The following is a 14,760-nucleotide window of genomic DNA, read 5'->3' as shown; positions in this document are numbered from 1 at the left end:
GGACGAATGGCCGCGACGACCCCGCAGTACGTCTATCCCGATCAGGACGAGATCCGGATCGAGGCGGTCCTCGCCGCGCTCGCGGACCCGGTCAGGCTCGACATGGTCCGCCAGCTGGCGGAATCCGAAACCGAGATCTCGTGCAGCGGTTTCGACGTCGCGGTGACCAAGTCCACACTCACCCATCACCTGCGCACCCTGCGCGAAGCGGGCGTCATCATGGGCCGCCAGCAGGGCACCACCCGCTACAACTCCTTGCGCCGCAACGATCTCGACGAGCTCTTCCCCGGCCTGCTCCAGGGCGTGCTCGCCGCCCGCCGCTGAGGGTGGTCAGCCTCACCCGAAACCGGGATGACAAACGCCCCCTCGATCCGTTGAACTGGACGCAGGACAGCTCGTCGACGCTGGGGCCGCACGCGCTGTCTTCTTTTGTGCCCGAGACCTAAATCGATTCAGCTCCCCATCCGCGACGCTGGGCGAGTAATCGTTTACTCACGTACGACCCTCGAAGGGAGAGCCGTGCCCGTCGCGCTGCTCGCGCTCGCCATCGGTGCCTTCGGCATCGGGACCACCGAATTCGTCATGATGGGCGTGCTGCCCGAAGCCGCCGCCGACTTCGGCGTGTCGATCCCGTCCGCCGGTTACCTCATCTCCGGCTACGCCCTTGGCGTCGTGGTCGGTGCCCCGCTGCTCACCGCCGCCGCCGTGCGGCTGCCACGCAAGACGATGCTGCTGGCGATGATGGGGCTGTTCACGCTCGGCAACATGCTCTTCGCGCTTTCGCCGAACCAGGAGTTCGGCGTCGCCTTCCGCTTCCTCGCCGGCCTGCCGCACGGCGCGTTCTTCGGCGCCGGCGCGGTCGTCGCGTCCAGCCTGGCCAAGCCGGGCGAACGCGCGAAGGCCGTCTCGATGATGTTCCTGGGCCTGACCCTCGCCAACGTCGTCGGCGTGCCGCTGGGCACCCTGCTCGGCCAGAAGGTCGGCTGGCGCGCGACCTTCGGCGTCGTCGCCGTGATCGGCCTGATCGCCATGGCCGCGATCGCGAAACTGGTCCCCCACCAGGGCAAACCGGCCGAGCCGTCGCTGCGCGGCGAACTCGGCGCCTTCCGCCGTCCGCAGGTGTGGCTCGCGCTCGCGATCGTCACGTTCGGCCTCGGCGGCGTATTCGCCTGCCTGTCCTACATCGCGCCGATGCTGACCGACGTCACCGGCTACTCGCCGTCGGACGTCACCCTGCTGCTCTCCCTGGCCGGGATCGGCATGACGATCGGCAACATCCTGGGCGGCAGGCTCGCCGACAAGGCGCTGATGCCGAGCCTCTACGTCTCGCTGTTCGGGCTCGCTTCGGTGCTGGCGATCTTCACCTTCACCGCGAACGGCAAGGTCGGCGCGGCGGTGACGATCTTCTTCGTCGGCCTCGCCGGGTTCATGATCGGCCCGATGATGCAGGCCAGGATCATGGAGAAGGCGGGCGGGACGCCGTCGCTGGTCTCCGCGGCCGTGCAGTCGGCGTTCAACATCGCGAACTCGATCGGCGCCTACCTTGGCGGCCTGGTGATCGCGGGCGGCTTCGGCCTGGTCGCGCCGAACTGGGTCGGTGCGTCGCTGGCCGTCCTTGGGCTCTCGCTGGCCGCGGTGTCCGGCGGCTTGGACCGCCGCGAAGCGCGCCTGGCGCCCGCGATGGCCTCCTGAGCTTTTAAAGCGCGTGAAGGCCCCCTTCCCTCGGCTGAGCCGAGGGAAGGGGGCCTTCACGCGCATTAGGACAGGGGCCCGCCGGTGATCGTGAAGGCGATGAACAGGATCAACACCGACAACGCGCCGTAGGTCAGGACGTCGACCGGCTTGCCCCGGATCGCCAGCAACCCGGCCTTCGCCTCGGGCAGCGCCGCCCGGAGCAGGCCGGCGAGCAGCAACGCGCCGCCGATCAGCGCGGCGCCCTGCCGCCAGTGGTACTGGCCGATCCGCAGGGCGGCGACGGCCACCACCAGCATCACCAGCAGAAACGGCAGGTGATGGAGCAGTGCCCCACGGTCACGCCGCTGTCCGGCCACCGCCATCAGTCCTCGTCCTTCAGGGTCTCGCCGGCGAATCGGTTCACTCCGTCAGTATCCCGGGTGAGTGATCCGGCAGCAGGTCAGGGCGTCTTCCGAGCTGTCAATAGCGGCAAAACCCACATGCGGGGTGCACAGGAGCGCGGATACGGTCAAAATGTGACCGTGGCACAACCGACGACTCAGTTGAACGCGACCGAGCAGGACACCCTGGTCAAACAGATCGGCCTCGCCCTGCTGCGGGCCGCTCCGCGTGATTGGCGGAAGGTGACCGCCGAGTACCGAGCCGTCGGCAGGTACCACGAGATGACCGGCGAGATCATCACCGAGGACGGCACCTCGCACGAATGGGTCGCGACGCACGACATCGCGACGCTGTTCGGCAGGCTCCGTGCCGGGATGTACCGCGACGGCCGCGGCACCTGGTTCAACGCCCGTTACCAGCTCGACCACCCGTCCAGCTACAACCTCGAGTACAACCGCGACGAACCGCAGTGGCGCCTCGCGCCGCCTCCGCAGGCGCTCTCCGACGAGCTGCGCATGTTCCCCCGTTCCGAGGAGAACGTGCCCGAATGGCTGATCCGGCGCATGTCCGGCCTCGGCCCCGAGCAGCCCGGACCGCATTTCCGCATCGCCCGCATCTTCGACACCATCGGCCCGGCCGGACGTCCGGTGATCAACCGGCCCGACCTGGAGATCGAGGAGCAGGACAGGCTGCTCGACTACCTCGACCGCGCGCCGCTTGTGGTCACCGAACGCGGCTACGACATCGACAGGCTCGCCCAGACGCCCGAGGCCACCGTCCCGGTCGCCTTCCACAGCGACGGGCAGTGGATCTGGCCCGCCGCCGTCAACTTCTACCTGCGCGAGTACGGCGTCTCGCCGGAACTCGACCTGATCGACCACGTCCGGCAGAACGACTTCACGCTGCCCGAGGTCGACGGTCCGACGCTGCAGGCCGCGGCGGGGTACCTCACCCGGGGGAATCAGCCCCCGCAGCAACGCCCCGGCGGTCCGGGTGCGCCCAACGGCGTGCCACAGGGCCCGCCTCCGCAGGGCCCGCCGCAGAACGGCCCGGCGCCGTCGCCGCAGGCAGGCCCCGGGCAGCCCGGTCCCGGACCGAACCAGCCCGCCGCCCAGCCGCCCGTCCCGCCGCCGCATCAGCAGGGTCCGGATCCGGCCGCGGTGGCCGCCGAATCCGCCGTCCCGGATCAGGCCGAGCAGGCCCAGCGGTACGAAGACGACTACGACACCCAGGACTACCAGGCGCAGGACTTCCACGAAGCCGCCGCCGAGCAGCAGTACGAAGAAGGCTACGAAGACCCGTACGCGTCCGAACAGGACACCTACGCGGACGAGGCCCGTCAGGACACCGAGCCCGAGCCGGAACCGCAGATCGCCGACCCGGAGGCGACCACGTACGCACGGGCCCCGCAGCAGCCTCCCCACCAGGAGGAGCAGGCGGCGTACGCCCGGCAGGAAGAAGAGCAGCCGTACGCGCCCCCGGAGGAGGAGACGACCACCGGTTACACACCGGTCGAGCAGGCCGACGCCGGTCCTGAGCTGCCTCTCCTGACGCACGACGCGGAGCCGAACGTGGCGCCGCCGCCGTCGGATTCCGAGGTCACGCAGGTCGACGGCCCACCGCAGGAGCGGGGGACCTTTGCTACCACCCCCGCACCCCAGCCGGAGCCGGAGCCGCGACGCGAGGAAGCGCCGCAGCGCCGCGCCGAGCACCCCGTGCCGGTGCTGAACGAGCTGCAGGCGAGGTTCGACGACCTCGACGTGCCCGAAGACGTCTACCGCATCGGCGCCCCCACCGAACACGGCTGGAGCGTCGAACAGGTCGACGGTGGCGGCTGGCGGGTCGGCTGGTACGACGGGAAGCTGACCAACCCGGCGGTGTTCGGCGACGCCGAGGACGCGGCCGCGTTCATGCTCGGCAAGGTCCTGCTGAACCCGAACGGCGCCCCGCCTCCCGAGGAGCCGCCCGCCGCCGAAGAACAGCCTGCCGAGGAGCCGGCTCCGGCGCCGCCCGTGCTGGCGACGCTGTCCCCGGAGGTCGCGACCGGTTCGCATCCGGTGCCGCCCCGGGAGGCGATCCCGGCACAGGAACAGACCGCGTTCACGACGGCCGAGGAGTTGCTCGGGGACGATTTGGACGACGAGCCCGCCCCCGCTCCCGTCCCGCCCGCGCCCCCGTCGCGGCCGAACCCGGTGCTGGCGAGCCCGCCGCCCGCGCCGCCGCGGCGTGAGCCGCCGGTGACGCCGCCTCCTCCGCCGCCGATGCGGCGCGAGGAACCGGCCCGTCCGCCGGTCGCGGCGAACGCCGGTGCTCCCGACGCCAAGCAGAACTGGCCGATCTCGCCGCTCAACGGCGAGCCGCCGCTGACGCTGTTCCGCGGCAAGGAGTTGCGTGAGCTGCCCGCCGGCAGCGAACTGGACCGCTTCGGCGGCCCGAACGGCAACCTGACCTACGCGGCCGGGACGCCGTTCGAGGAGCGCTCGCTCGTGCCGGAGTGGGTGAACCGGCCGTACCACGTGTACCGCGTGCAGCGTCCGCTCGAAGCCCTCGCCGGTGTCGCGATCCCGTGGTTCAACCAGCCGGGTGGCGGGTCGGCATACCTGCTGCCCGCGTCCATCGAGGAGTTGCTAGCCGAAGGCGACCTCATCGAGCTGGACCCGGGCGAACCGCCGATCGACTAGGTCCTTCGGACGCGATGAACGGGCCGTTCCTTGCGAACGGCCCGTTCATCGCGTCCGGGGTTAGTGGATGACGAGGCCGTGCGCGGCGGCGTAAGCGATCGCGGTCTCGGTGTCCACGTGGACACCCGAGAGGTTCGCCTGCACCAGACCGTTGGCGTCGAGCCGCGCGCTGCGCAGATCCGCGCCCTCCAGTTTCGCGCCGGCCAGCCGGGCACCGGTGAGATCCGCGCCGCGCAGGTCGGCGCCGGTCAGATCGGCGTCCAGCAGGTTCGCCTCGCGCAGCCGCAGGCCACCCAGGTCCACTTTGGACAAACGAGCCTTGCTGAGCGAGACCAGCGAGAGATCGCATTCGGTGAAGGCGATCTTTTGGAATCGGCAGTCCACAAAGGACGATCCGAGCATCGAGCAGGAGGTCCACCGTGTGCCCGCCAGTACGCTGCGGTCGAAGGTGCACGAACGGAACGCGGACGCCTCATGGCGCGAGCCTTCGAAGTCGACCTTGGTGAAGTCGCACTGGTCGAAGGTGCAGCCCTGAGTACGCAGCCCGCGCAGGTCGGCCTCGGTGAAATCACAGCCGACGAAACTGCGTTTTTCCCACCATTGCTCGGAAAGAACGGCTTCTCGGTAGTCCTCCGCGGTCTCGATCACCCGTCCAGGATCGCATACCCGCTCACGTCCAGGTGATCCCGCCGAACAAGTCCCGCAGCTTCGCCGCCCGTGCCTGCGAAGACGCGGCGATCCAGCCGATCCGGCCGAGCAGATGGGCACGGAAGTCCGGATGCCCGGCCCGGTTCTGTGCTTCCGGGCCGGTCCGGACACAGTTGTGGAGCAGCGCGCGCAAGGCGTCGTAGTCGGCCCTCGTCGCGGCGGGCGCGCTGTTGACCACCAGGCCCGCGACCCGTTGGCGTTGGTGCGCGCCGGCGATCGACGTCTTGTCGTCCCGCAGCCGGAAACCCTCGCCGGTCACGATCCGCCGGACCCCGGGCAGCAACCGGTGCAACGGCAGGGAATCCCCGGAGAACGCCAGATCGTCGGCGTACCGCGTGTACGTCGCGCCCAGTGCGCGCGCGAGCCCGTCGAGCCGCCGGTCCAGATGATGCGTGACCGCGTTCGCGACCGCGGGCGAGGACGGCGCGCCCTGCGGCAGATGCGTGGCAGCCAGGTTGTTCAGCAGCCGAGTTCGCGCCGGATCACGCCGTCCCCCTGGCACGGTGGTGAGGACATGGGGCGGGACGGCGGTGGTGAGCACGCCCGCCAGCGCTTCCGCCACCGGGGGCGGATAGCCGGCGAGTGCGAGCAGAGCCGAGATCCGGCGCGCGGACACCGCCGGGAAGAACCCTTCGAGGTCCATCCTGACCACGGTCTCCCGGCCCGCGTGCGGCGCGGCGCACGACAGCGGCGAACGTCCGCGCCGGAACCCGTGCGCGGCCTCGTGCACCGGCAGCGCGCCGACGACGTGCCGCACGATCCGGCGCTGCAGTTCGGCGAGCCGCGGTTTCGGCCGCTCGATGAGCCGCACGCCGCCCGAAGCGGTCGGGATCCAGCGGTACGTGTAATGCCGGACCGGCTCGGCCGCACGCCTGTTCCAGCCCTTCGCGTCGGCGAACCACGAGAGTTCGCCGGGGGTCAGGTCGAGCGCGGCGGCGCATTCGTCGAACGTCGCCCAGCGGGCCACCTGGAATCGCCAGACCGGCGGCAAGGGTTCGAGAAGCGACGCGGAGGTGACTCTTTCTCCTGTCATCCGCGCGGACTCGCACGCGAAGCATGCCGCGCTCGCGCGGGGCGCCTTGTCTCGCTGACTTCGTACTCCCCGGGGTTGCCCCGGAGTGGGTGGCGATCCACCGGCTCACCTCCGCGTCGCTATCGCCACCCTACCGACTTCAGCGGCTCGGGATGATCTCCGTGCCGGATACGTAGCGCATGGCCTCGACGAACTTCGGGTCGTTCATCCGGCGCTCCATTTCCGAATGGTCGAGGTCGACCAGCCTGGTCTGGATCCACCAGAGGTTGCCGAACGGGTCGAGGACCCGCCCGACACGGTCGCCGAAGAAGAGTTCGGTCTGCTTCGTGACCTCTTTCGCCCCCGCCTCGATCGCCCGGCGCTGCGTCTCGATGCTGTCCTCGACATAGAGCCGCAGGTACGCCGGAGTGTCGACCCAGTGGTCACGAGAGTCGAACAGCATGACCACCGAGTCGCCGATCCGGACCTCGGCGTGCCCGATCTTCCCGCCTTCGACGTAGACCGCATCACCGATCGGTTCGGCGTCGAAAACCCGCTTGAGGAAGTCGATCATGCCCGCGGTGTCGCGCGAGATGATCCACGGGGTGACCGAGTGGTAGCCGTCGGGGATCGGGTTGGCCATCGGGGTTCTCCTCTGTCGTCGTGTGCGATGAGAAGAACGCTAGAGGCCGTATAGGACAGATCGTGACCTAATGTGATTTCAGCAGGAAAGGCGGCTTCGACTCCTGCCACTCCGGCATGTCCAGCGAGTTGAGCACCTCGACGATGCGCTTCTCCTCGTACCGGAAATGCGTCTCCATGATCGCGGTGAGCCCGTCCAGTTCCCGTTGGACGTCGAGGATCTCGTCCTGACTCGACCCGGGGCCGACCCCGGCGACCAGCTCTTCGAGCCGTTCGATGATCCCGGTCATGACCTCGTGGTCGTGCGCGAGCTCTTCGAGCGATGGCCGCAATTCGGGGAATTTGTCCGCCAGCACAAGGAAAGCGCCGCCGTCCTCGCCGGTGTGGTGCCTGGTCAGCGCCGAGCAGAAGGTGAGGCAATGCGCCCGGAGATCGCGCAGCCGCTCGGCACGCCCCTCCGCGACCGACCCGAGGTCGTCGTGCAGCAGGGCCAGCTCTTTACGCAGCCAGTCGTGAACCTGAACGAGTTGATTTCCGAACGCCGTCAGCCGGCCGTTCGTCCGAGAAGGGGTTTCCATGATTTCCCATGGTCCGGCGCCTCCATGCCCGCGACGGTCTCTTTGCCGGGTGCACTGCGACGCTGGCGAAACTTCAGCACAGCCCCCGGGTGATCGTCAAGAGGGTTTCAGTGGAAGTCACGGGACTTGGCGGTGATCCGCAGCGGCAGATGCCGGATCTGTTCGGCGAGGACGTTCACCACGTCACCGGTGCGTTCGACCACGCCCCGGACCAGCAGCGCGGGGCTGCCGCGGGCGACCCGGTGATAGCGCTGCCACACGCCCATCGTGCAGATGACGTTGATCATCCCCGTCTCGTCTTCGAGGTTCACGAAGGTGACACCGCCCGCGGTCGCCGGCCGCTGGCGATGGGTCACGGCGCCTCCGGTCAGCACCTGGGCACCGTGCGGGATCTCGCGCAGGCCCGCCGCGGTGACGACGCCGAGTTCGTCGAGGTGCTCCCGGATGAACTGCGTCGGGAAGCTGTCCGGCGACACCCCGGTGGCCCAGACGTCCGCCGCCGCGATGTCGATCTCGTCCATTCCCGGCAACATCGGCGCTTTGGCCCCGGTGACGAGCCCCGGCAGTTTCTCCGGGCTTTCGTCGGCGACCGCGCCCGCCGCCCAGAGCGCGCTTCGCCTGCTCTCGCCGAAACAACCGAACGCCCCGGCCGCGGCCAGCGCCTCGACCTGCGGTTTGGTCAGCCGCACCCGCCGGGCGACCTCCGCCAGATCCGCGAACGGGCCGTCGCGTTCCCGCTCCTCGACGATCTTCCGTGCCAGGTTCTCGCCGATCATCCGGACGGTGGACAGCCCGCCCCGCACGGCGAGCAGTTCTCCCCCGTCCGGCAAGGGTTCCAGCGTCGCGTGCGGGAGGCTCGCGTTGATGTCCGGGCCGAGCACGCGCACTCCGTGCCGCCGCGCGTCGGCGACCAGCGACTGCGGCGAGTAGAACCCCATCGGTTGCGCGCGCAGCAAACCCGCCAGGAACGCGTCCGGGTGGTAGTACTTGAAGTACGAGCTCGCGAACACCAGCAGGGCGAAACTCAGCGCGTGGCTCTCCGGGAAGCCGAAATTCGCGAAGGCCTTGAGCTTGCCGAAGATCTTCTCCGCCAGCTCTTCCTCGACGTCGTTCTTCGCGGCGCCTTCGAGGAAACGCCGTTTGAGCCTTTCCATCTTGTGTTCGGAACGTTTGGCACCCATGGCGTGCCGCAGCTGGTCGGCCTCCGCCGGGGTGAAGTCGGCGATATCCAGGGCGATCTGCATCATCTGTTCCTGGAACAACGGGACACCGAGTGTCTTCCCCAGCGCGTTGGCCAGTTTCGGATGGTCGAAATCCCATTTCTCCTGGCCGTTCTTTCGCCGGATGTAGGGATGCACCGAACCACCCTGGATCGGGCCGGGCCGGATGAGCGCGACCTCGACCGCCAGATCGTAGAACGTCTTGGGGCGCAAGCGAGGCAGCGTGGCCAGCTGCGCGCGGCTCTCCACTTGGAAGACACCGATCGCGTCGGCGCGGCAGAGCATTTCGTAGATGTTCTGATCCTTGAGATCCAATTCGGAGATGTCGACCTCTTCCCCTTTGTGGTCACGAACCAGATCGATCATATAGTGCAGGGCCGACAACATTCCGAGCCCGAGCAGGTCGAATTTGACCAGTCCGGCGGCGGCGCAGTCGTCCTTCTCCCACTGCACGACACTGCGATTCTCCATCCGGGCCCATTCGATCGGGACCACCTCGCTCACCGGCTGTTCGCAGATCACCATGCCGCCGGAATGGATACCCAGATGCCGAGGGAAGTCTTCGAGCGCGCAAGCCAGCTCCACGACCTCCTCCGGGATGTCGTGATCGTGATCCTTCTCCGTGGCCCGCAACGCGCCCCAACGGTCGATCTGCTTGCTCCACGCGTCCTGCTGGCCGGGCGAGTATCCCAGCGCCCGCGCCGCGTCCCGGACCGCGGACCGCGCCCGGTAGGTGATCACGTTCGCCACCTGCGCGGTGTTCAGCCGCCCGTATTTCCGGTAGACGTACTGGATCGCCTCCTCACGGCGATCGGATTCGATGTCGAGGTCGATATCCGGGTAACCGTCGCGCTCCGGGGCGAGGAACCGTTCGAAGAGCAGGCCGTAACGCACGGCGTCGACCTTGGTGATGCCGAGCGCGTAACAGACCGCCGAGTTCGCGGCCGATCCCCGGCCCTGGCAGAGGATGTCGTTGTCCCGGCAGAACTTCACGATGTCCCAGACGATCAGGAAGTAGCCGGGGAAACCCAGTTCTTCGATGATCTCCAGCTCGTGCTCGATCAGCTTCCTGGCCTTCTCACGGTATTCGGCGTCTTTGTTCTTCTCGTGCTCCTTCGCACCCGCGTAGGTGAGCTCCCGGAGGTAGGAAGCCTCGGTGTGGCCTTCCGGAACGGCGAACGGCGGCAGCTTCGGCTCGATGTGGCGGAGTTCGAACGCGCACTCCCGCCCGAGCAGCGCCGCCCGCTGCACCGCTCCCGGATACCGCGCGAAGATCTCGGCCATCTCCTCCCCCGACCGCAGGAACGCCGTCCCCGCGGCGGGCAGCCAGCCCTCCATGTCCTCCAGGCCCCGCCGGGCGCGGATGGCGCTGAGCGCGTCGGCGAGCGGGGCCCGCTCCGGCCGGGCGTAGTGCGCGGCCGTGGTCGCCACCGTCGGCAGGCCGAACTCGTCGGCCATCTCGCTCAGCAGGTCGTTGTGCGTGCTGTCCAAGGGAAGGCTGTGATCGATGAGTTCGACGTAGACGTTTTCCCTGCCGAAGCAGTCGATGAGTTCCTTCAACCGCACGACGGCCGCCGCGGGGCCTTCGGTGACGAGCGCCTTGCGCACCGCGCCCTTGCGGCACCCGGTGAGCACCACGCATTTCCCGCGCACCTCCTCGGCGACCGCGCGCAGGTCGTAGACCGGCCTGCCCTTCTCCGCCCTTTCCTTGGGGGACAACGACCGCCTGTCGAAGCCGTGCAGCTGTCCGGCGGTGATCGCCCGGTTCAGGCTCAGATAGCCGTCCTTCTGTTTGGCCAGCAAGAGCAGGTGCTCACCCTCGGGGTCGGTGAACCCGTTCTGCGGGCCGGACAGGCCGAAACTGAGCTCCGTACCGAAGACGGTGTGCACGCCCAGCTCCCTCGCCGCTTCGGCGAAACGCACCACGCCGTACATGCCGTCGTGATCGGTGAGCGCGATCGCGTCCAGACCCAGCCGCGCCGCCTCCTCCACCAGCTCCTCGGGATGGCTCGCGCCGTCGAGGAAGCTGAAGTTCGAATGGCAGTGCAGTTCGGCGTACGGCACCCGGCACGCGGTGGCGCCGTCATCGTCACCGATCAGCCCGGTCAGATCCGCCGGCCGCTGGTATCCCTGCCGTTTGGCGCTCCAGGCGGGGCTGTCACCGCCGTCGCCGGGCGGCACCTCGCCCGCGAGCTCGCGGGCGAGGTCCTTCCACGGCCGAGGAGGGTTGTTCCAGCCCATCGGTCACCGGTTCTCGGTCGAGCTTCTCGGCGCGGGGACGAACACTTCCGCGCGCGGGACGCACGCCGCCCAAGCCGTGTCCAACTCGGCGCGTTGGACCGGGATGGCGGGCTCCTCCAGCCAGCGCCGCACCAGCCGCGTGTACTCCTCGTTCATGTTCAGTCGTACTTCCCTTCCAGTGTCCACATCGGATTCTTGTGGTGCTCGAAGCGGAGCAGCACCGCTTCCTCGGCGTCTTGCCCGTCGGCCAGCAGCACCTGCAACCGCATCCGGGTCGCCGACCGGGCGTGCCCCGCCCCGGCCCGGACACCGACGAACCACGGCCCCGCCCAGGCGATGACCTCGCGCGGCTCACCGCCCTCGAAGCTCACGAGGAACGGCGCGGCGGTGACCCGGCGCCGCGCGGTGATCTCCACGACGCGCCCGTTCTCGTCCAGCACCTGAGCGGGCACCGGGCGGGCGAACACCGTCGCCGGGGAGGGCGACGGGAGCCGCCCGGCCCAGTTCGCGTCCGCCTGCGCCGACTGCTCCCGCCTGTCGCCCCACGGCACCAGCCGGACCCGCTCGGCGGGGCCGTGCCCGCCGTCGAGCACCGCGGTGAAGACGCTCTCCGGACCGAGCAGCCCCTGCACCCGCACCAGGGCGCGGCCCGCCCGTTCACCGGACAGGTCTTCGTCCTCTGTGGACGGTCGCAGCACACCCGTCGCGCCCGCCTGCCACAACCCGAGCTGCAGCGACCGGCCTTCGACCGTCTCCTCCGGCTCCAGCCGCAGCCGTACCACCCCGGAATTGGGGCGCTCTTTGGCTTTCAGCCAGCCTTCGAACTGCCAGCGCACCCTGTCCGCGACGCCGAGCGGGGTCAGCGGCTCGGCACAACGCCACACCCGGCCGAGCTGTTCACCGGTCTCGGTGGTGGCGTAGATACCGAGCCGGGTGCAGGCCAGCCCGTACGCGGCGAGCCCGGCATGGAAGCGCTCGCCGAGCCCTTTCGCCACGAACGCGGCGGCGTCGACCCGGTCGATCGGCGGGTCGAACGCCTTCGCGAGCGAGAGTTCCGGCGGCGGACGGCGGCGCGACGGCGGCCGCTCGGACCGTCCTCGTGCCAACCGATGCGCGAGCACACCCTCCATGCCGAAACGCGCGGAGACATCGCTTTCACCGAGCGCCGCGAAGGCACCCAGCGTGTGCAGACCGAGCTGCTTGAGCAAGGTGACCAGCTCGGCGCGGCCCGCCTCGGGCTGGTCGAGTTCGCGGATGGGCAGCGGGGCAAGGAATTCCGCCGTCCCACCGGGTTCGACCAGCGTCGACCGGCGGGCGGCGAGCGTCGCGGCGAACAGGCCGTCGGCCACGCCGACCTGGCTCTCCACTCCCGCCGCCACCGACACCTCGTCCACCAGTCTTTCGAGGAGGCCGTGCTCGCCGCCGAAGTAGCCGGCCGCGCCCTCGACCGGGACGGCGACGATCCCCGGGCGCACCACCTCGACGCCGACGGCCAGCTCTTCCACCGCCCGTGCGACGGATTCGAAGAGCCGGGCGTCGCGACCGTCGTCCTCACCGAAGACCGCCAGCTCCGGACAGCAGGACTGGGCCTCACGCCGCCGCATCCCGCGGCGGACGCCGTAGCCCCTGGCCACCGCGGTGCAGGCGACCACGCGGTTCGCCGAGAAGACCGCGGCCGGGCGGCCGACGGGTTCGCCCGCGACGGCCGCGGCGGCGACCGCGGGCCAGTCCGGGCACCACAGCACCAGCATGCGCACCGGTGGGTTCATGCCGTCCCCCACCTGGTCGTGGGGAAGTCCGCCCGTTCGACCTCGCCCTGGCCGGGAAAGCGCAGCAAGGCCGACATCGGCCGGGCCGCCGCACCCCGGCCGCCCGCCCGCACCTCCACCTCACGAGCGCGCAGATAGCCCGCGCCACCGCCGGTGAAACCCGTCCAGCGCGAACGGCGGCAGCTCAGCTCGACCTCCGCACCGGGCCAGGAACCCAGCGAAAGCAGCACCGAGCCACGGTTGCGCGCGCGGGCGGACAGCCTTCTCGCCACCTCGGGCCGGGCGAGCCCCGGACCGACGACCACGAGATCGAAACCGTCGAGCAAGGCCGCGGTCACCGCCGGGAACTCGGCACCGGGGCGGGGGACCAGCGCCAGCCTGCCCACCTCGACCCCGAGCTCCGCGGCGGCGACCACCCCGAGCGCGGGCAGGCCGACCGCGACCGCCCACGCACCGCCGGCGGTCGCGGCGGCCAGCAGGGTGAGCATCAGTGACGTGGACCCCAGCACCGAAACGGTGCTCCCGCGCCGGAGCCCCGCGGCGGGCAGCAGACCGGACAACGCCGGGGACACCGGGAGCACCCTTCCCGTCGTCCTCGCGTGTTCGGCCGCGGAAGCCACGCCACTGGCCGTGCTCACTCCCGGCAAGGCCGCCAGCCTCGCCAACGGCAAGGCCCGTGCCTCGACCACCTCCGCCGTCACCGGACCTCGCCTCCCCACGACACCTAGACCGTCCTTTGTGGACGGCATCCGGCGTGCCACGGGGAAGGCGACACTTCGAACGCTTGTTCGATGCCTCCAGTAGACCGGGTGGCGCAGCGGTTGTCAAGCGAGCCGGAACGATCACCGGACCTGTCACGTCCGAGACCGGGGGTCTTCCCGTCAGGAAAGGAAAACCGCAGTGGACGACGCTTGGCCCGAGACGGTGAACGGCTGGGAACTCGCCAGGGAAGGCCATATCGAGAACTACCGCAAACGCCTGGCCAACCGGGTCACGGTCACCGCGATCTGGGAGAACGGGACCGGGCGGGGCCAGGTGGACGCCCGCACCGAGCCGCTGGGCGGCGGCCGGACCCTGACCAGCAGCCGCAAGGACTTCCGGGACAAGGACGCGTTCTGGACCGCCGCGACGTGCGTACTGGAGATGGCCGCGAACCTGCCGTCGCTGGAGTGGCACACGAGCCCGGCGCCCACGGCGCTGGCCGGGACCGTGGCGGGCATGGTCGAGGCGGAACCCGGCACCAGCGGTTATCCGGAGGCCGAACTGACGTTCACCTTGACCGACGGGCAGACCGTGACGCTGTGCATGACCGACGAACAGGCCTTCGACCTGAGCAACAGCATCTACCGGCTCGATCACCACGTCTGGTCCGAAGAACGCGAAGACGAGGAAGAAGATGAGGACGACGACTACGACGATGTCGATTCCGTCGTCGAAGACGAGACGCCGGACGTCAGCGAGGTCCGGTCCGGTCCGGACACCGGGCACGACCTGGTCACAGTTCTGGAAGAACGGTTCGGCGTCACCGAGGACAACCTGCTGGCGCACGTCGACTGGTCCGCGCTCATCGTGGTGGGTGAACCCGCGGTGAGCTCCCTCGTCGACCGGGGTGACGAGCTGACCGCCGCGGTCGCGCCGCGATGGTATCCGGTCGTGGCGGACCGGCCCGGTGAGCGCTGGGTCGTCCTGAAGCGCACCGGCCTGCGCTACCACGGGGAATGAGCCTCGTGAGTGGCGAGGACGGTTAGAACCGTCCTCGCCCCAAACCCCACCCCCCCCCGGGAGGAGCGCGCCGCGCTCCCGGGCCGCGGGGGAGAGGAGAGAAATAAAAAA

At 69.6% G+C, this 14,760-nt stretch carries 13 protein-coding genes; 4 read left to right on the top strand and 9 right to left on the bottom strand.

Annotation, left to right across the window (positions count from 1 at the left end):
• Positions 1-6 precede the first annotated feature (6 nt).
• Positions 7-324 (top strand): ArsR/SmtB family transcription factor, encoded by a 318-nt coding sequence (locus ACFWIW_RS32485; protein WP_378371970.1) that lies wholly within the window; start codon positions 7-9, stop codon positions 322-324.
• Positions 325-519: 195 nt separating this feature from the next.
• Positions 520-1,692: an MFS transporter gene (locus tag ACFWIW_RS32480; protein WP_378371969.1), complete on the top strand. Its 1,173-nt coding sequence runs from the start codon at positions 520-522 to the stop codon at positions 1,690-1,692.
• A gap of 65 nt (positions 1,693-1,757) precedes the next feature.
• Here the strand turns inward: ACFWIW_RS32480 and ACFWIW_RS32475 are convergent, their stop codons facing one another.
• Positions 1,758-2,057, bottom strand: coding sequence for a DUF3017 domain-containing protein (locus ACFWIW_RS32475; RefSeq protein WP_007032100.1), 300 nt, complete (start codon positions 2,055-2,057; stop codon positions 1,758-1,760).
• A gap of 180 nt (positions 2,058-2,237) precedes the next feature.
• Between ACFWIW_RS32475 and ACFWIW_RS32470 the strand changes: the two genes are divergently transcribed.
• Positions 2,238-4,757 carry a glycohydrolase toxin TNT-related protein gene (locus ACFWIW_RS32470; protein WP_378372006.1) on the top strand — a complete coding sequence of 840 codons (2,520 nt, stop codon included), beginning with the start codon at positions 2,238-2,240 and terminating at the stop codon, positions 4,755-4,757.
• 60 nt (positions 4,758-4,817) lie between these two features.
• On the opposite strand, the gene ACFWIW_RS32465 is transcribed toward ACFWIW_RS32470, so the two are convergent.
• From ACFWIW_RS32465 to ACFWIW_RS32430, 8 genes are all read right to left on the bottom strand, one after another.
• The gene (locus tag ACFWIW_RS32465; protein WP_378371968.1) at positions 4,818-5,405 is read right to left on the bottom strand and encodes a pentapeptide repeat-containing protein; all 588 of its coding nucleotides are present in this window, start codon (positions 5,403-5,405) and stop codon (positions 4,818-4,820) included.
• A 22-nt stretch (positions 5,406-5,427) separates the two neighbouring features.
• Positions 5,428-6,498, bottom strand: coding sequence for a reverse transcriptase family protein (locus tag ACFWIW_RS32460; RefSeq protein ID WP_378371967.1), 1,071 nt, complete (start codon positions 6,496-6,498; stop codon positions 5,428-5,430).
• Between the two features lie 139 nt (positions 6,499-6,637).
• Positions 6,638-7,120 carry a VOC family protein gene (locus ACFWIW_RS32455; protein WP_378371966.1) on the bottom strand — a complete coding sequence of 161 codons (483 nt, stop codon included), beginning with the start codon at positions 7,118-7,120 and terminating at the stop codon, positions 6,638-6,640.
• Between the two features lie 67 nt (positions 7,121-7,187).
• Positions 7,188-7,697: a hemerythrin domain-containing protein gene (locus tag ACFWIW_RS32450; protein ID WP_378371965.1), complete on the bottom strand. Its 510-nt coding sequence runs from the start codon at positions 7,695-7,697 to the stop codon at positions 7,188-7,190.
• A 107-nt stretch (positions 7,698-7,804) separates the two neighbouring features.
• Positions 7,805-11,158: an error-prone DNA polymerase gene (locus ACFWIW_RS32445; protein WP_378371964.1), complete on the bottom strand. Its 3,354-nt coding sequence runs from the start codon at positions 11,156-11,158 to the stop codon at positions 7,805-7,807.
• A 3-nt stretch (positions 11,159-11,161) separates the two neighbouring features.
• Entirely contained in the window at positions 11,162-11,314 is a 153-nt protein-coding gene (locus ACFWIW_RS32440; protein WP_378371963.1) for a hypothetical protein, read from the bottom strand.
• 2 nt (positions 11,315-11,316) lie between these two features.
• Positions 11,317-12,927 (bottom strand): DNA polymerase Y family protein, encoded by a 1,611-nt coding sequence (locus tag ACFWIW_RS32435; RefSeq protein WP_378371962.1) that lies wholly within the window; start codon positions 12,925-12,927, stop codon positions 11,317-11,319.
• Positions 12,924-13,628, bottom strand: a complete 705-nt coding sequence (locus tag ACFWIW_RS32430; RefSeq protein WP_378371961.1) for a hypothetical protein — start codon at positions 13,626-13,628, stop codon at positions 12,924-12,926. Before ACFWIW_RS32430 ends, ACFWIW_RS32435 begins: the two co-directional genes overlap by 4 nt.
• A 199-nt stretch (positions 13,629-13,827) precedes the next feature.
• Here ACFWIW_RS32430 and ACFWIW_RS32425 point away from each other — a divergent pair, with 199 nt between their 5' ends.
• On the top strand, positions 13,828-14,649 hold the full coding sequence (locus ACFWIW_RS32425) for a hypothetical protein (protein WP_378371960.1): 822 nt from the start codon (positions 13,828-13,830) through the stop codon (positions 14,647-14,649).
• Positions 14,650-14,760: the final 111 nt, after the last annotated feature.

Origin of the sequence: Amycolatopsis sp. NPDC058340 (genome assembly GCF_042723975.1) — a bacterium.
GTDB lineage: Bacteria > Actinomycetota > Actinomycetes > Mycobacteriales > Pseudonocardiaceae > Amycolatopsis.
The sequence above is the reverse complement of the archived record's forward strand: the minus strand, read 5'-3'. Positions and strand labels throughout refer to the sequence as shown.